A 16,501-nucleotide genomic window follows, 5' to 3' on the forward strand; every position below is an offset into this window, starting at 1 on the left:
ACATCAGGCAACAACTCACCATTGAAGTGCCATATTAGCCGCCTATGCTGCGCGATGGCTTTCGCACAATAGTCGCACGGGGCAATCCACGCTAGAGACGAGCGGCACCCAAACCCGCTGGTCGTGGCATAATCCCAGACCTTTCATCTTCATTGGTCCAAAGGGGGGCAATTCCTTGACCGTATCAAGTAAAACCTTGCACCTTTTCGGCATCAAAGCCTGCGACACCATGAAAAAAGCCCGCACCTGGCTCGACGAGCACGGCGTGAGCTACGAGTTCCATGACTACAAAACCGTCGGTATCGACCGCGAACACTTGACCCAATGGTGCAACGAGCACGGTTGGCAGGTGGTTTTGAACCGTGCGGGCACCACCTTTCGCAAACTCGAAGACGAACGCAAAGCCGATCTCGATCAGTCGAAAGCCATTGAATTGATGCTCGCACAACCCTCGATGATCAAGCGCCCGGTGCTTGATCTCGGAGACAGAACCCTGATTGGCTTCAAGCCAGATACTTATTCGGCAGCCCTCAAGTAGGCCGGCCATCCCATTTTTGTAGAGGTAACAGCATGTCCAATTCCCTGTTCAGCCTGGGCTTCGGCGTCGGCACTCAGAACCGCCAAGGTGCTTGGCTGGAAGTGTTTTACGCACAACCCGTACTCAACCCGTCGGCAGAAGTCGTCGCCGCCATCGCGCCGATCCTCGGTTACAGCGAAGGCAACCAGGCGATCACCTTCACCGTCGCCCAAGCCCTGCAACTGGCTGACGCGCTCAAAGGCGTCGACGCGACCCAGGCAGCCCTGCTGACCCGCCTGGCTGAAAGCCATACCCCGCTGGTCGCCACCCTGCTGGCCGAAGACGCCGCACTGACTTCCACGCCTGAGGCCTACCTCAAGCTGCACCTGCTGTCCCACCGCCTGGTCAAGCCCCACGGTCTGAGCCTGGCCGGTGTATTCGCGCAACTGCCGAACGTGGCCTGGACCAGCCAGGGCGCGATCGACATCAATGAGCTGGCCGAACGCCAACTCGAAGCGCGCCTGCGTGGCGAGCTGCTGGAAGTGTTCTCGGTGGACAAGTTCCCGAAAATGACCGATTACGTCGTACCCAGCGGCGTGCGTATCGCTGACGCCGCGCGTATCCGCCTGGGCGCCTACGTGGGCGAAGGCACCACCGTGATGCACGAAGGTTTCGTCAACTTCAACGCCGGCACCGAAGGCCCGGGCATGATCGAAGGTCGTGTCTCGGCCGGCGTATTTGTCGGCAAGGGTTCGGACCTGGGCGGCGGTTGCTCCACCATGGGCACCCTGTCGGGTGGCGGCAACATCGTGATCAAGGTCGGCGAAGGCTGCCTGATCGGCGCCAACGCCGGTATCGGTATCCCGCTGGGCGACCGCAACACCGTGGAATCGGGCCTGTATGTCACCGCCGGGACCAAGGTTGCCCTGCTCGACGAGCGCAACCAGCTGGTTAAAGTGGTCAAGGCGCGCGAGCTGGCCGGCCAGCCGGACCTGCTGTTCCGCCGTAACTCCGAGACCGGTGCCGTGGAGTGCAAAACCCACAAGTCGGCCATCGAACTGAACGAAGCGCTGCACGCTCACAACTAAGCAGCGACTCGATGCCACTCGCGGGCCCCGATCCTGGGGCCCGTTTATACGAGTCTTGAACACCATGCTTGTGCCCTCTCCCTGGCGCGTCGACTTTCCGGCCATCGCCGCCCTGCAACGGCAAGACCAGACCTATCTGGACAGCGCCGCCACCGCGCAAAAACCTCAAGCCCTGTTGGACGCGATCAGCCATTACTACGCCAATGGCGCCGCCAACGTTCACCGTGCCCAGCATTTGCCGGGCGCCCACGCGACCCAGGCTTTCGAGGACAGTCGCAACAAGGTCGCGCAGTGGTTGAATGCAGGAGACAGCGGGCACATCGTCTTCACTCATGGCGCGACGTCGGCGCTGAACCTCTTGGCCTATGGCCTCGAGCACTTATTCAATGCGGGCGATGAACTAGTCATCAGCGCCCTGGAACACCACGCCAACCTGCTGCCCTGGCAGCAACTGGCCAAACGTCGCGCGCTGGAACTGGTGATCCTGCCGGTTGGCGACGACGGTATGATCGACCTTCAGGCCGCCGCCACGCTGATCGGCCCGCGCACGCGCCTGCTGGCGGTGAGCCAACTGTCCAACGTGCTGGGCACCTGGCAGCCGCTGGAACCCTTGCTGGCCATGGCCAAGGCCGAGGGCGCGCTGACCGTGGTCGATGGCGCCCAGGGCATCGTCCATGGCCGCCACGACGTACAAGCGCTGGGCTGCGACTTCTACGTATTTTCCAGCCACAAACTCTACGGCCCGGACGGCGTCGGCGTGCTGTACGGCCGCACCCAAGCCCTGCAACAGCTGCGCCACTGGCAGTTCGGCGGCGAAATGGTGCAACAGGCCGATTACCACAGCGCCAGCTTCCGCCCCGCGCCGCTGGGGTTCGAGGCCGGCACCCCACCGATTGCCAGCGTGATCGGCCTGGGCGCCAGCCTGGATTACCTCAATTCACTGGATCAACCGGCGCTCATCGCCCACGAAGCCGCCCTGCACGAGTACCTGTTGCGCGGGCTGAAAGCGCGCAATGGCGTGCGCGTACTGGGCGCGCCGCAGGTGGCGTTGGTCAGTTTTGTGGTGGAAGGCGTGCATAACGCCGATCTTGCGCACTTGCTGACCGAACAGGGCATTGCCGTGCGCGCCGGCCATCATTGCGCAATGCCGCTGCTCAAGGCGATGCACTTGTCGGGAGCGATTCGCGTGTCCCTGGCGCTGTACAACAATTCCGATGATCTGGAGCGATTCTTCGAAGCGCTGGACCAGGCCCTGGATATGCTGCGATGAGCCTGCCGGCCGAGGCTGTCGGCGCGCTTGAGTCGTTTCAGGCAGTGGGCAGTTGGGAGCAACGCGCGCGCCTGCTGATGCAATGGGGCGAACGGCTGCCGCCGCTGGCGGACGAAGACAAGGTCGAGGCCAATCTGGTGCAGGGCTGCGAGAGCCTGGTATGGCTGGTCGGGCGTTTATCCGACGGCCACTGGCAGTTCGCCGCCAGCAGCGAAGCGCGCATGATCCGTGGGCTGGTGGCGTTGCTGCTGGCGCGGGTCAACGGGCTCTCGGCCGCCGAGTTGCAGGCGGTCGACTTGCCGGACTGGTTCAATCAACTGGGGCTGTCCCGCCAGTTGTCGCCGTCGCGCAGCAATGGCCTGAACGCCGTGCTGCAGCGCATGCGCGAACTAAGCCGTACATAAAACCCAATGTGGGAGGGGGCTTGCCCCCGATAGCGGTGGTTCAATCAATGTATTCAGTGACTGGCACTCTGCTATCGGGAGCAAGCCCCCTCCCACATTTGAATGGTGCAAAGCCTTGAGGTTTAAGAAGGTTTGACCCGATCGGAAGGCCGGCGCACCCCGGCCACGATCTTGTCCACCGCCTTGGTCGCCGCCACCATGCCGAAGGTAGCCGTCACCATCATCACCGCGCCAAACCCGCCGGCGCAGTCCAGCTTCACGCCGTCGCCGACAAAACTCTTCTGCAAGCAGATGCTGCCGTCCGGCTTCGGATAGCGCAGTTGCTCGGTGGAAAACACACACGGCACGCTGTAATGGCGGGTCACCGTGCGCGAGAAGCCATAGTCACGGCGCAGGGTGGAGCGCACTTTCGAGGCCAGCGGATCGTTGAAGGTGCGGTTCAGATCGCAGACCTGGATCAACGTCGGGTCGATCTGCCCGCCAGCGCCGCCAGTGGTGATGATCTGGATCTTGCGGCGCTTGCACCAGGCGATCAGTGCCGCCTTGGCGTTGACGGCGTCGATGCAGTCGATCACGCAGTCAATGTTGGGGGTGATGTACTCGGCCATGGTCTCGCGGGTCACGAAATCCGCCACGGCATGCACCGTGCAGTCCGGGTTGATACCGCGCAGGCGCTCAGCCATCACCTCGACCTTGGGTTTGCCCACGGTGCTGTCCAGGGCATGCAGCTGACGGTTGCTGTTGCTGACGCAGACATCATCCAAATCAAACAACGAGATCTCGCCCACCCCACAACGGGCGATGGCTTCCGCCGCCCATGAGCCTACGCCGCCGACGCCGACGATCGCCACATGGGCCGCTTTCAAGCGCTCCAGGCCTTCAATGCCATACAAACGGGCGACGCCTGCAAACCGCGGATCTTCTGTACTCATGACCATTACCCCAAAAACCGGCGCGCATTATAGGGCTTTGCCAGGACAAGTTCGAAACTTCGCGATACACGTAAAGAACTTAGCTGGAGATTCGCGGACTAACGTCCGGCTTTTCTCAGTCTGCTGTACGCTCAGGGAAGGGCCGGTGTAGGATGCGCGCCGTTCGGCGTAGGCCGACACCTCTTTTCGTTCCACACCTTTTGGAACCCGAAATAGCCATGTCATCGCGTAAATTTGGACTCAACCTGGTGGTGGTGCTGGCAATTGCCGCGCTGTTCACCGGCTTCTGGGCGCTGATCAACCGCCCGGTCACTGCCCCCAACTGGCCTGAACAGATCTCCGGTTTTTCCTACTCGCCGTTTCAACAAGGCCAGTACCCACAGAAAGACCAGTACCCGACCGACGACCAGATGCGTCGCGATCTGGAGATCATGAGCAAGTTGACGGACAACATCCGGACCTACTCGGTCGACGGCACTCTGGGAGACATCCCCAAGCTGGCGGAAGAGTTCGGCCTGCGCGTCACCCTGGGGATCTGGATCAGCCCGGACCTGGAACGCAACGAACGCGAGATCCAGCGCGCCATCGAGATCGCCAACAGCTCGCGCAGCGTCGTGCGCGTGGTGGTCGGCAACGAAGCGTTGTTCCGTAAAGAGATCACCCCCGAAGCACTGATCGTGTTGCTGGATCGCGTGCGCGCGGCCGTCAAGGTGCCGGTGACCACCTCCGAGCAATGGCACATCTGGGAGCACAACCCACAACTGGCCAAGCACGTCGACTTGATCGCCGCGCACATCCTGCCGTACTGGGAACATATTCCGGTGGACCAGGCGGGCCAATTCGTACTCGACCGCGCACGGGATCTGAAGAAGACCTTCCCGAAAAAGCCGCTGCTGCTGTCGGAAGTCGGCTGGCCGAGCAACGGCCGCATGCGTGGCGGTGCTGATGCGTCTCCCGCCGACCAGGCAATTTACCTGCGCACGCTGGTGAACAAGCTGAACCGCCAGGGCTTCAACTACTTCGTGATCGAGGCCTTCGACCAACCGTGGAAAGCCAGCGACGAAGGCTCGGTCGGCGCCTACTGGGGCGTGTACAACGCCGCGCGTCAGCAGAAATTCAACTTCGAAGGACCGGTGGTCGCGATCCCGCAATGGCGCGTGCTGGCCATCGGTTCGGTGGTGCTTGCACTGCTGTCATTGACCCTGCTGATGATCGACGGCTCGGCCCTGCGCCAACGCGGGCGGACCTTCCTGACCTTTATCGCGTTCCTGTGCGGTTCGGTGCTGGTGTGGATCGGCTACGACTACAGCCAGCAATACAGCACCTGGTTCAGCCTGACGGTCGGCTTCCTCCTGGCGCTCGGCGCCCTGGGCGTGTTTATCGTGCTGCTGGCCGAAGCCCATGAACTGGCGGAAGCGGTCTGGACTCACAAGCGTCGGCGTGAATTCCTGCCGGTCGTGGGGGACTCGGACTACCGCCCGAAAGTGTCGATCCATGTGCCGTGCTACAACGAGCCGCCAGAGATGGTCAAACAGACCCTCGATGCCCTGGCCGCCCTCGACTACCCGGACTACGAAGTCCTGATCATCGACAACAACACCAAGGACCCGGCGGTGTGGGAACCGGTGCGCGACTACTGCGCAACCCTGGGCCCGCGCTTCAAGTTCTTCCACGTCGCGCCCCTCGCCGGTTTCAAGGGCGGCGCGTTGAACTACCTGATCCCGCACACCGCCAAGGATGCCGAAGTGATCGCGGTGATCGACTCGGACTACTGCGTGTCGCCGAACTGGCTCAAGCACATGGTGCCGCACTTCGCCGACCCGAAAATCGCCGTGGTGCAGTCGCCGCAGGATTATCGCGACCAGAACGAAAGCACCTTCAAGAAGCTCTGCTACGCCGAATACAAAGGCTTCTTCCATATCGGCATGGTCACCCGCAACGACCGCGACGCGATCATCCAGCACGGCACCATGACCATGACCCGTCGCTCGGTGCTCGAAGAGCTGGGCTGGGCCGACTGGTGCATCTGCGAAGACGCCGAACTCGGCCTGCGCGTGTTCGAGAAAGGCCTGTCGGCCGCGTATTACCACGAAAGCTACGGCAAGGGCCTGATGCCCGACACCTTCATCGACTTCAAGAAACAGCGTTTCCGCTGGGCCTATGGCGCGATCCAGATCATCAAGCGTCACACCGCCAGCCTGCTGCGCGGCAAGGACACTGAGCTGACCCGTGGCCAGCGCTACCACTTCCTCGCGGGCTGGTTGCCGTGGGTCGCGGATGGCATGAACATCTTCTTCACCGTCGGCGCGCTGTTGTGGTCGGCGGCGATGATCATCGTGCCGACCCGGGTCGACCCGCCGTTGCTGATTTTCGCGATCCCGCCGTTGGCGTTGTTCGTGTTCAAGGTGGGCAAGATCATCTTCCTGTACCGTCGTGCCGTGGGGGTTAACCTCAAGGATGCGTTCTGTGCGGCGCTGGCCGGCCTGGCGTTGTCCCACACCATCGCCAAAGCGGTGCTGTATGGCTTCTTCACCACCAGCATTCCGTTCTTTCGCACACCGAAAAACGCGGATAACCACGGGTTCTGGGTAGCGATTTCCGAAGCCCGCGAAGAGATGTTCATCATGCTGCTGTTGTGGGGCGCGGCGCTGGGGATCTACCTGGTGCAGGGCCTGCCGAGCGCCGACATGCGCTTCTGGGTGGTGATGCTGCTGGTGCAGTCGCTGCCGTATGTGGCGGCGTTGATCATGGCGTTCCTGTCGTCGCTGCCGAAACCGGCGCCGAAGGCAGAGCCGGCCACCGCGCTGTAAAAACGCGTGCAATGCACTAAACGGCGGCCTCTGGCCGCCGTTTTGCTATAAGATAACGGCCGTTTTGTAAGCCTTGCACATATCACTGTAGGAGCGAGCTTGCTCGCGAAAATCGTCAACGATCACGCGAACATCTTGAATGAACGCGGTGCTCTTGCGTTTTTCGCGAGCAAGCTCGCTCCTACAGTCAATTAGAACGTCGCCGCCTCGATTTCCGGAGTTTCCCATGACGGCCCATGCCGACCTTTCGCCGACCCTTCAACTTGCCATCGACCTGATCCGCCGTCCCTCGGTGACGCCGATCGACGCCGATTGCCAGAAGCTGATGATGCAGCGCCTGGGCGACGCCGGTTTCCAGCTTGAGCCGATGCGTATCGAAAACGTAGATAACTTCTGGGCCACCCACGGCAAGCACGACGGCCCGGTGCTGTGCTTTGCCGGCCACACCGACGTGGTCCCGACCGGGCCGGTGCAGGCCTGGCAGAACGATCCGTTCGACGCGCTGATCGACGACCACGGCATGCTCTGCGGCCGCGGCGCGGCGGACATGAAAGGCAGCCTGGCGGCGATGCTGGTGGCGTCGGAGCGCTTCGTGCAGGACTACCCGGACCACAAGGGCTCGGTGGCCTTTCTGATCACCAGCGATGAAGAAGGCCCGGCGCACCACGGCACCAAGGCCGTGATCGAACGCCTGGCCGCGCGCAAGGAGCGTCTGGACTGGTGCATCGTCGGTGAACCGTCCAGCACCAGCCTGGTCGGCGATGTGGTCAAGAACGGCCGGCGCGGCTCCCTCGGCGCTACCCTGACCGTGCGCGGCGTGCAAGGTCACGTGGCCTACCCGCACCTGGCGAAGAACCCGATCCACCTGGCTGCCCCGGCACTGGCGGAACTGGCCGCCGAGCATTGGGACGACGGCAACACCTTCTTCCCACCGACCAGCTTCCAGATCTCCAACCTCAACGCCGGCACCGGCGCGACCAACGTGATCCCCGGAGACCTGACAGCGGTGTTCAACTTCCGCTTCTCTACCGAATCCACCGTGGAAGGCCTGCAACAGCGCGTTGCCGCGATCCTCGACAAACACGGCCTGGACTGGCACGTAGACTGGGCGCTGTCCGGCCTGCCGTTCCTCACCGAACCGGGGGCCTTGCTCGATGCGGTGTCCGCCAGCATCAAGGCAGTCACCGGTCGCGAGACCCAGGCGTCCACCAGCGGCGGTACGTCCGACGGGCGCTTCATCGCGACCCTCGGCACCCAGGTGGTCGAGTTGGGCCCGGTCAACGCGACGATCCATCAGGTCAACGAACGCATTCTGGCCAGCGACCTCGACGTGCTGACCGAGATCTACTACCAGACCCTGATCAAGTTGCTCGCCTGATGCTGGCCTGTCCCATTTGCAGCGCACCGCTCCACGCGGTGGACAATGGCGTGGCGTGCCCGGTCGGACACCGTTTCGACCGCGCGCGCCAGGGTTACCTGAACCTGTTGCCGGTGCAGCACAAAAACAGCCGCGACCCGGGCGACAACCTCGCCATGGTCGAGGCGCGCCGCGACTTCCTCAACGCCGGCCACTACGCCCCGGTGGCCAAGCGCCTGGCGCAACTGGCCGCGCAACAAGCACCGCAGCGCTGGGTGGACATCGGTTGTGGCGAGGGTTACTACACCGCACAAATCGCCGACGCCCTGCCCCACGCCGATGGCTATGCCCTGGATATCTCCAAGGAAGCGGTCAAGCGTGCGTGCAAGCGCAACCCGGCACTGACCTGGTTGATCGCCAGCATGGCCCGCGTGCCGTTGGCCGATGCCAGCTGCCAGTTTCTCGCCAGCGTGTTCAGCCCGTTGGACTGGCAAGAGGCCAAACGCCTGCTCAGCCCTGGCGGCGGCTTGATGAAAGTCGGCCCGACCCGCGGTCACCTGATGGAGCTGCGCGAGCGCCTGTACGACGAAGTGCGCGAGTACACCGACGACAAACACCTGGCCCTGGTGCCGGACGGCATGAGCCTTGCGCACAGCGAAACCCTCGAGTTCACGCTGAGCCTGGCGGCCCCGAAAGACCGTGCCAACCTGCTGGCCATGACCCCTCACGGCTGGCGCGCCAGCGCCGAGCGCCGCACCGAGGTAATCGAGCATGCCGAGCCGCTGCGGGTCAGCGTATCGATGCGCTACGATTATTTCGTGCTTCAATAACCGACTTTTCGGGCACTCCGCCCACCCTGAATCCGCGAATGGATTTTCGAATCCCGCAACGAGGAACATCCATGCGCCAACCTGATATCGAGATTTACCTGAAGGACGCCGACGTCGACCACAAGGCCATCGCCGCCTGGCTGGGCGCCGCCCTTGGCCCTTGCACCGCCTGGGTCCAGCGCGGCCAGACCTACAAGTGCACGGCCGGCGACGTGCCTGTCACCTGGTTGCCCAAGGCGGTAGGCAAATGGAACAGCCTGTACCTGGAAAGCGATCAGACCCCGTGGGAAGACGACATCGCCTGCGCCCGCGCCGCCTTTGTCGCGCTGAACGTCGAAGTGCGTTGCGCACCGGGCAGCTGGGTTGAGGAAGAAGGCGAGGAAAGCGCCGACACCTGGATTCGCATCAGCGAAGACGGTGAAGAGCAGATCACCTGGAAAACCACCTGATCCGCAATTGCGAACCCAATCAAATGTGGGAGGGGGCTTGCCCCCGATCGCGGTGGGCCAGTCAATACATTTAGTGACTGATCCAACGCGATCGGGAGCAAGCCCCCTCCCACATGGGTTCTACGGTGTAACAAACACCCGCATTACAAACCCACCACATCCTCTGCCTGCAAGCCCTTCTCGCCGCTCACCACGGCGTACTCCACCTGCTGGCCTTCGGCCAGGGAACGGTGCCCTTCACCGCGGATGGCGCGGTAGTGTACGAACACATCCTTGCCGTCTTCACGCTGAATAAAGCCATATCCCTTGGCATCGTTGAACCACTTCACATTACCGGTTTCGCGCGTTGTCATCTGTTCACTCCCACATGATTGTTATTGTCGAGTCGGTCGCGTTGAACTGCCGAGTATAAGACAGGCTCAAAAACGATCAACTCAACTTTACATCGCTGCTTTTTTGCCGATTTTCGGTGAATACGGCACACTACCCACCCGAGCACCTGCTCGGTTTTTTCCACTTGAAGCAGCTCGCCTATGACCCGCTCCCCGTTCCGCCGTCTGGTGTTTGGCACCTTGCGCCGACTGTTGTACCTCTGGGTTCGCTCAGAGACGATCAACCAGTCGTCCCTTACCCTTAACCTCGACCGCAGCCGGCCGGTGTTCTACGTCCTGCAATCACCCTCCCTCACCGAATTGGCCGTGGTCGATACCGAGTGCACCAAGGCCGGCCTACCGCGCCCGGTGCTGCCGGTAGCGGTCGGGCCGTTGCTGGAACCCGCGGCGTTCTTCTACCTCACGCCAGAGCCGGACTGGCTCGGCCGCCAGGACAAACGCGGCGCGCCGCCGCCCCTGACCCGCCTGGTCAATACCCTCAGCGCGCACGCACAAGAGAATGCACAAATCATTCCGGTCAGCGTGTTCTGGGGACAGTCGCCCGACAGCGAGTCCAGCCCATGGAAACTGCTGTTCGCCGACAGTTGGGCCGTCACCGGGCGCCTGCGCCGGCTGCTGAGCATCCTGATCCTGGGGCGCAAGACCCGCGTCCAATTCTCCGCGCCTATCAACCTGCGTGAATTGATCGAGCACAATAAAGGCCACGAACGCACCGTTCGCATGGCCCAACGCATCCTGCGCGTACACTTTCGCAACCTGAAAACCGCAGTGATCGGCCCCGACCTGTCCCACCGCCGCAACCTGGTGAAGGGCTTGGTGAATATGCCGCTGGTGCGCCAGGCCATCCTCGATGAAGCCGAACGCGAGAAGATCAGCCCGGAAAAAGCCAAGGCCCTGGCCCTGCGCTACGGCAACGAAATCGCCTCGGACTACACGTACACCGCGATCCGCTTCCTGGAAGTGGTGCTGAGCTGGTTCTGGAACAAGATCTACGACGGCATCAAGGTCAATAACATCGAGGGTGTGCAACAGGTTGCCCAGGGTTACGAGGTGATCTATGTACCCTGCCACCGCAGCCATATCGACTACCTGCTGCTGTCCTACCTGCTGTTCAAAAACGGCCTGACCCCACCGCACATCGCCGCCGGCATCAACCTGAACATGCCGGTGATCGGCAGCCTGCTGCGCCGCGGCGGTGCGTTTTTCATGCGCCGCACCTTCAAGGGCAACCCGCTGTACACCTCGGTGTTCAACGAATACCTGCACACCCTGTTCACCAAGGGTTTCCCGGTGGAGTACTTCGTCGAAGGCGGACGCTCGCGCACCGGGCGCATGCTGCAACCGAAAACCGGCATGCTGGCGATCACGTTGCGCAGCTTCCTGCGCTCCTCGCGCATGCCGATCGTGTTCGTGCCGGTGTATATCGGTTACGAGCGTGTGCTCGAAGGCCGTACCTACCTCGGTGAGCTGCGCGGCGCGAGCAAGAAGAAAGAGTCGATCTTCGATATTTTCAAGGTGGTCGGTGCGCTCAAGCAGCGCTTTGGCCAGGTCGCGGTCAACTTCGGCGAACCGATCAAACTGGCGCAATTCCTCGACGCCGAACAACCGGGCTGGCGTGCCCAGGAACTGGGCCCGCACTACAAACCGGCGTGGCTCAACCAAACCACCAACCGCCTCGGCGAGCGGGTGGCGCGCCATTTGAACGAAGCGGCGGCGATCAACCCGGTGAACCTGGTGGCCCTGGCGCTGCTGTCGACCACGCGCCTGGCCCTGGACGAACAGGCCATGGCCCGCCAGTTGGACCTGTACCTGGCGCTGCTGCGCCGGGTGCCCTACTCGCCGCATACCACCCTGCCCGAAGGGGATGGCATGGCGTTGATCAAGCACGTCAAGGACATGAACCTGCTGTCGGAACAGAGCGATGCCCTCGGCAAGATTCTGTACCTGGACGAGCAGAACGCCGTCCTGATGACCTACTACCGCAACAACGTGCTGCATATCTTTGCCTTGCCGGCGCTGCTGGCGAGCTTCTTCCAGAGCAGCTCGCGGATGAGCCGCGAGCAGATTCTGCGCTACACCCGTGCGCTGTACCCATACCTGCAGTCAGAGCTGTTTATCCGCTGGTCGCTGGAGGAATTGGACACGGTGATCGACCAATGGCTGGAGGCGTTTGTCGAACAAGGCCTGCTGCGTTTCGAGAACAACGTGTACCTGCGCCCGGCGCCGAGTTCGCGGCACTTTGTGCTGCTGACACTGCTGTCCAAGAGCATCGCCCAGACCCTGCAACGCTTCTACATGGCGATTTCGCTGCTGCTCAACAGCGGCCAGAACAGCATCAGCGCCGAAGAGCTGGAAGACCTGTGTACGATCATGGCCCAGCGCCTATCGATCCTGCATGGCCTCAATGCCCCGGAGTTCTTCGACAAGAGCCTTTTCCGACATTTTATTCAGACGTTGCTGGAGCAAGATGTGCTGCGCCGCGACGAAGCCGGCAAGTTGAGCTATCACGACCTGCTCGGCGAACTGGCTGAAGGCGCGGCGAAACGGGTGCTGCCGGCTGAGATTCGCCTGTCGATCCGCCAGGTTGCCCTGCACCGCGTCGACGGCGCGGCCGAAGCGCCGGTCGAAGCCGAAGCCCGCAAACCGGAAGAAAGCCGCTAAATTGAATAAGGCGTCGCTGGGTTACGGCGCCGTTGAAAAGGAGCTGCACCATGAAAAAGATCATCCTCCTGGGCCTGACCGCCCTGCTCGGCGCCTGCCATTCCATGAATCCCGCGCCCAAGGCCAGCCTCGATGGCGAAGTGTTCTACCTGCAACGCATCGCGCTGCCGCCGACAGCCATCTTGAGCGTCAGCCTGCAGGACGTATCGCTGATGGACGCGCCGGCCGTGACCCTGGCCGAACAGAAAGGCCCGGTCAAAGGCCAGGTGCCATTGCCGTTCCACTTGAGCTATGACCCGGCCCAGGTCAAGCCGGGCCACAGTTACTCGGTCAGCGCTCGCATCGAAGTGGAGGGCAAGCTACTGTTCATCACCACCGAGCGGCACCCTGTGCAACTCAATGGCCAAGACGTTCAACCGCTGCGCCTGCGGGTTGATGCAGTCGCACACTGATTATTTCCAGATCATAAGGAAGCGCCCATGCTCCGTAATTCCCTTCGTCTCACCGCCCTGTGCGCCGGCCTGCTGCTCGGTGCCAACGCCATGGCCCTGGATCTTGGCAGCCTGTCCCAGGGCGACGCCGCCGGCGGCCTCAAGGATGCATTGACCCAAGGCGCACAGATCGCCGTGAAACAACTGGGTGTACCGGGTGGTTTCAGCAACAACCCCGACGTCAAGATCGGCCTGCCCGGAAAACTGGGCAAAGTCGCCGACAAGCTGAAGATGTTCGGCATGGGTGACCAGGTCGAGCAGTTGGAAACCAGCATGAACAAAGCCGCCGAAACCGCCGTGACCCAGGCCCAGCCAATCCTGGTCAACGCGGTGAAAAACATGAGCGTGAGCGATGCCAAGGGCATTCTCACCGGCGGCCAGGATTCGGCCACCCAGTACCTGAACAAAAGCAGCCGCGAAGCCATCCGCGCCAAGTTCCTGCCGATCGTCAAGGCCGCCACCGACAAGGTCGGCGTGGCGCAGCAGTACAACGCGCTGGCCGGCAAGGCCGCGGCGTTTGGCGCGGTCGATGCCAAAAGTGCCAACGTCGAAAACTATGTGACCGAACAAGCGCTGGATGGTTTGTTCAAGATGATTGCGCAGCAGGAAGAGACCATTCGCAAAAACCCGGCGGCAGCGGCGACCAGTCTGGCGAAGAAGGTGTTTGGCGCGCTGTAACGCCACGCGACCTGAGCTGAAAAAAAGGCCCTGACATCGTCAGGGCCTTGATTTTTCGCCGAACCGTCTATCAGGCCCCCGAACCAGGCGCCGCACGCTCACGCCCGGCAGCGTCGATGAGTAGGCTCAATAGTGGATGTGCGACGCTCGTCGGGCACCACCGTGAGACATGTGTGAGTGATGAGAGCTGGACGACGACGCATTGAAGTTATGGCTATCGTTGTTGATATTAATATTGATATCGCGATTGGCGTTTGGCTGATTCTGTCCAAACATATTTCCCAGCCCAAGCATCGAGCCCGCGACTTGCATCGGTAACGCCAGCAAAGGTAGTAAAAGCATACACACTCCTTCCTATTCAGATTAGCGCCAACTCACTGCCCCGCATCTCATACACGGGAACCGCTCGGTCGACTAATCCTGTGTGGAAGCAAGGGCAAAAATGGTTCCGTCCTGCGTGTGAAATACTGCCTCGCGTCAGTTGAAAATAGAATCGGCCAGGCGCCCCAGTAACAGCGTGGCAAAACACCCGATGACCATCGAGGTTGCCCGGTTGATTCTCAACGGCGTCAGCCACGCCTTTTGCCCCCCTTCGAACCGACTGCCCAGCAAGATCCAGGCAAACCCTACAGGTATCACCACCAACGCGAGCGTGGTCATGAACCGGGCGTACCCTTGCAACGTGGCAAATGCGCTGATCGGCGCAATAAACGAAACAATCAGCAGGCCCTTGGGGTTCATCACCGTCAGCCAGAAGAAGTGCAGCCCAGAGAAACGGTCCGTACCTGGGTCGACGGCTGTGCTCTTGCGCTGCCACAACGTGAAGGACAGTTGGAGCAGATAGCAGATGGCAGCCGTCTGCGTCACTTTCACGACCCAGGGGGACCAGGCCGACACATAGAACAACACCGCCCCCCAAACAGAGACCTGAAGCAGGTACGCCAGGCATTCGATAAATGCCATGCGCCATGATGCTGCAAACCCAAACAGAACCCCTGCGCGCATTAACAGGGTATTGGTCGGTCCAGGCACGACCAGTAATAACACCAGAGCAGACACAGTCCCAAACATGAAAACTATCCTCGGGCGGAACTATTCAATGGTCTTCCCAGCGAAAGCGCTATTGCGTCAGCGTGATTGACCAGGCGACCGTCGCGACCATCAAAATCGCGAAGCTTACGTTAAGTCGTCGGCTCCAAGTGGGGTGGATGAATAACTTGCGCATTCGACTGCCGGCAAAGAGCCACAGAACGTCGAATACCACACACACCAGCAGACAGATCAAGGCTTTCGCACCTTGCTCCCAGGCAGGTGCGGCGCCCAGGGTGAAACTGCCCAGCAACGCGGCGAATGCGGCATAGGCCTTGATATTCGCCACACCCAGCACAAACCCGGCGCCCCAGCCCGGCGTGATCACGGACTGCTCATCCCTGATGGGCGGCGCGGTAGCAATCTGGTAGGCCAGCCACACAATATAAACAATGGAGATGACCGTCAGTGCCGTCGCCAGCATCGGAAAACTGTGCAGAACCACATAGAGGCCGGAAGCAACCAATGCCATCGCGATCACCAGGCCCAACGTGATCCCCACGAAAAACCGAGTTGAACGCCTCATGCCATAAGCAGCCCCACTCGCCGCCAGCGCCAGGGTCGCCGGGCCTGGACTGGCAAGCAGCGCGATGGCGGCGACGGCGAAGGTAAATATCGCCTGGTAAACGGACAGTGCAATGTCGGGCATACGCTTCCCCTTTGAAGAACATTCGTGACGGCTTAGCGAGGCAGCCCGTGTTCATGGCAGTAGTAGACGGCTCTGTGGTTTTTCATAAAGTCGATCACGCCATTGGATCCTCTTATGTCGGGCAAACTCATGACGCAGCGAAAATACTTTTTCGGCAGGAAAGTTATTACTGTGAAGTTACTGAAAGCGAGTTTGCATCAAGTATGTAGTTCATCTCGCGCCCTCGACAATATAGATAAAGTTGCAATAGAAACATCACAACACGGCGTTAAGTGAGCGGCGCAATATTGCAGGGCCCGCTGATCAAACAATAGGTGGGCACCTTGAAAAGGTCTATTCTTTTTTCATCCGTGTATGGTATGTAAGATTTTCACGCGTTTTCATCAAAATTCGTAAGGTCCATCTAATGAAAAAGCTTACAAAGGGCGACCAGACACTTGACCCTATTGATCGCGCGCTGATTGTCGCCCTCCACCAGAACGCCCGCGCGTCTATTCGCGCCCTCGGCCGACAGGTGGGGTTATCAGCCCCCGGTTGCAGCGAACGCCTCAAGCGTCTGGAAGGCTCGGGGGTCATCAGCGGCTTCAGCGTAGAGTTGGACGCCCAGGCCCTGGGCTTTGCATTGCAAGCGCTGGTCAGGGTTAAACCCCTGACTGGAAAATTCCAACAGGTTGAACAGTTGCTCGCGCAAATGGCTGAATGCGTGGTGTGCTACAAAATCACCGGGGACGACAGTTTTGTCTGCCATCTTTATATCGACTCAGTTGCCCACCTGGACCTGACCCTTCAAAAGATCGCCCCCCTGGCCGACACTAATACATCGATTATAAAAACCGTCGAGAAGAAACTGCCGGCCCTCTGATTAGTCTTGTGGGAGATATCCT

At 61.0% G+C, this 16,501-nt stretch carries 16 protein-coding genes; 12 read left to right on the forward strand and 4 right to left on the reverse strand.

All coding sequences use genetic code 11. The features are described from left to right. Nucleotides 1-175: 175 nt before the first annotated feature. The 4 genes from ACVWZP_RS13955 to ACVWZP_RS13970 all read left to right on the forward strand — a co-directional run bounded on the left by ACVWZP_RS13955 (nucleotide 176) and on the right by ACVWZP_RS13970 (nucleotide 3,279). The gene (locus tag ACVWZP_RS13955) at nucleotides 176-538 is read left to right on the forward strand and encodes an ArsC family reductase (RefSeq protein ID WP_026139766.1); all 363 of its coding nucleotides are present in this window, start codon (nucleotides 176-178) and stop codon (nucleotides 536-538) included. 32 nt (nucleotides 539-570) lie between these two features. Further along, the gene (gene dapD / locus ACVWZP_RS13960) at nucleotides 571-1,605 is read left to right on the forward strand and encodes a 2,3,4,5-tetrahydropyridine-2,6-dicarboxylate N-succinyltransferase (RefSeq protein WP_046490174.1); all 1,035 of its coding nucleotides are present in this window, start codon (nucleotides 571-573) and stop codon (nucleotides 1,603-1,605) included. Nucleotides 1,606-1,669: 64 nt separating this feature from the next. Beyond that, nucleotides 1,670-2,875 (forward strand): aminotransferase class V-fold PLP-dependent enzyme, encoded by a 1,206-nt coding sequence (locus ACVWZP_RS13965; RefSeq protein ID WP_079442985.1) that lies wholly within the window; start codon nucleotides 1,670-1,672, stop codon nucleotides 2,873-2,875. Beyond that, nucleotides 2,872-3,279, forward strand: a complete 408-nt coding sequence (locus ACVWZP_RS13970) for a SufE family protein (protein WP_017844731.1) — start codon at nucleotides 2,872-2,874, stop codon at nucleotides 3,277-3,279. The genes ACVWZP_RS13965 and ACVWZP_RS13970 overlap by 4 nt, the downstream gene beginning before the upstream one ends. Nucleotides 3,280-3,401: 122 nt before the next feature. Here the strand turns inward: ACVWZP_RS13970 and tcdA are convergent, their stop codons facing one another. Then, the gene (gene tcdA / locus ACVWZP_RS13975; RefSeq protein ID WP_026139765.1) at nucleotides 3,402-4,211 is read right to left on the reverse strand and encodes a tRNA cyclic N6-threonylcarbamoyladenosine(37) synthase TcdA; all 810 of its coding nucleotides are present in this window, start codon (nucleotides 4,209-4,211) and stop codon (nucleotides 3,402-3,404) included. Between the two features lie 218 nt (nucleotides 4,212-4,429). On the opposite strand from tcdA, the gene ACVWZP_RS13980 reads away from it, so the two are divergent. The 4 genes from ACVWZP_RS13980 to ACVWZP_RS13995 all read left to right on the forward strand — a co-directional run bounded on the left by ACVWZP_RS13980 (nucleotide 4,430) and on the right by ACVWZP_RS13995 (nucleotide 9,657). Then, nucleotides 4,430-7,021: a glycosyltransferase gene (locus ACVWZP_RS13980; RefSeq protein WP_017844729.1), complete on the forward strand. Its 2,592-nt coding sequence runs from the start codon at nucleotides 4,430-4,432 to the stop codon at nucleotides 7,019-7,021. Nucleotides 7,022-7,247: 226 nt separating this feature from the next. After that, nucleotides 7,248-8,399, forward strand: coding sequence for a succinyl-diaminopimelate desuccinylase (gene dapE / locus ACVWZP_RS13985; RefSeq protein ID WP_046384474.1), 1,152 nt, complete (start codon nucleotides 7,248-7,250; stop codon nucleotides 8,397-8,399). Beyond that, nucleotides 8,399-9,208: a putative RNA methyltransferase gene (locus ACVWZP_RS13990; RefSeq protein WP_457369862.1), complete on the forward strand. Its 810-nt coding sequence runs from the start codon at nucleotides 8,399-8,401 to the stop codon at nucleotides 9,206-9,208. Before dapE ends, ACVWZP_RS13990 begins: the two co-directional genes overlap by 1 nt. A gap of 71 nt (nucleotides 9,209-9,279) precedes the next feature. Beyond that, on the forward strand, nucleotides 9,280-9,657 hold the full coding sequence (locus tag ACVWZP_RS13995; protein ID WP_177031371.1) for a hypothetical protein: 378 nt from the start codon (nucleotides 9,280-9,282) through the stop codon (nucleotides 9,655-9,657). A 143-nt stretch (nucleotides 9,658-9,800) separates the two neighbouring features. Here ACVWZP_RS13995 and ACVWZP_RS14000 read toward each other — a convergent pair whose 3' ends face one another. Continuing rightward, nucleotides 9,801-10,010, reverse strand: a complete 210-nt coding sequence (locus tag ACVWZP_RS14000) for a cold-shock protein (protein ID WP_017844724.1) — start codon at nucleotides 10,008-10,010, stop codon at nucleotides 9,801-9,803. Between the two features lie 180 nt (nucleotides 10,011-10,190). Here ACVWZP_RS14000 and plsB point away from each other — a divergent pair, with 180 nt between their 5' ends. The 3 genes from plsB to ACVWZP_RS14015 are packed head-to-tail and all read left to right on the forward strand — an operon-like array spanning nucleotide 10,191 to nucleotide 13,879. After that, entirely contained in the window at nucleotides 10,191-12,710 is a 2,520-nt protein-coding gene (plsB, locus tag ACVWZP_RS14005; protein ID WP_457369863.1) for a glycerol-3-phosphate 1-O-acyltransferase PlsB, read from the forward strand. A 50-nt stretch (nucleotides 12,711-12,760) separates the two neighbouring features. Then, nucleotides 12,761-13,162 carry a YbaY family lipoprotein gene (locus ACVWZP_RS14010; protein WP_046384477.1) on the forward strand — a complete coding sequence of 134 codons (402 nt, stop codon included), beginning with the start codon at nucleotides 12,761-12,763 and terminating at the stop codon, nucleotides 13,160-13,162. A 27-nt stretch (nucleotides 13,163-13,189) separates the two neighbouring features. Then, nucleotides 13,190-13,879 (forward strand): DUF4197 domain-containing protein, encoded by a 690-nt coding sequence (locus ACVWZP_RS14015; protein WP_017844721.1) that lies wholly within the window; start codon nucleotides 13,190-13,192, stop codon nucleotides 13,877-13,879. 477 nt (nucleotides 13,880-14,356) lie between these two features. Here ACVWZP_RS14015 and ACVWZP_RS14020 read toward each other — a convergent pair whose 3' ends face one another. Together ACVWZP_RS14020 and ACVWZP_RS14025 are read right to left on the reverse strand one after the other, a co-directional pair. Beyond that, the gene (locus ACVWZP_RS14020) at nucleotides 14,357-14,950 is read right to left on the reverse strand and encodes a LysE family translocator (RefSeq protein ID WP_288077213.1); all 594 of its coding nucleotides are present in this window, start codon (nucleotides 14,948-14,950) and stop codon (nucleotides 14,357-14,359) included. Between the two features lie 49 nt (nucleotides 14,951-14,999). Beyond that, nucleotides 15,000-15,617, reverse strand: a complete 618-nt coding sequence (locus tag ACVWZP_RS14025) for a LysE family translocator (RefSeq protein WP_079442981.1) — start codon at nucleotides 15,615-15,617, stop codon at nucleotides 15,000-15,002. Nucleotides 15,618-16,023: 406 nt separating this feature from the next. Between ACVWZP_RS14025 and ACVWZP_RS14030 the strand changes: the two genes are divergently transcribed. Beyond that, nucleotides 16,024-16,479, forward strand: coding sequence for an Lrp/AsnC family transcriptional regulator (locus ACVWZP_RS14030; protein ID WP_046490157.1), 456 nt, complete (start codon nucleotides 16,024-16,026; stop codon nucleotides 16,477-16,479). The last annotated feature ends 22 nt before the right edge of the window (nucleotides 16,480-16,501 follow it).

It is taken from the genome of Pseudomonas sp. TE36184 (genome assembly GCF_054060055.1).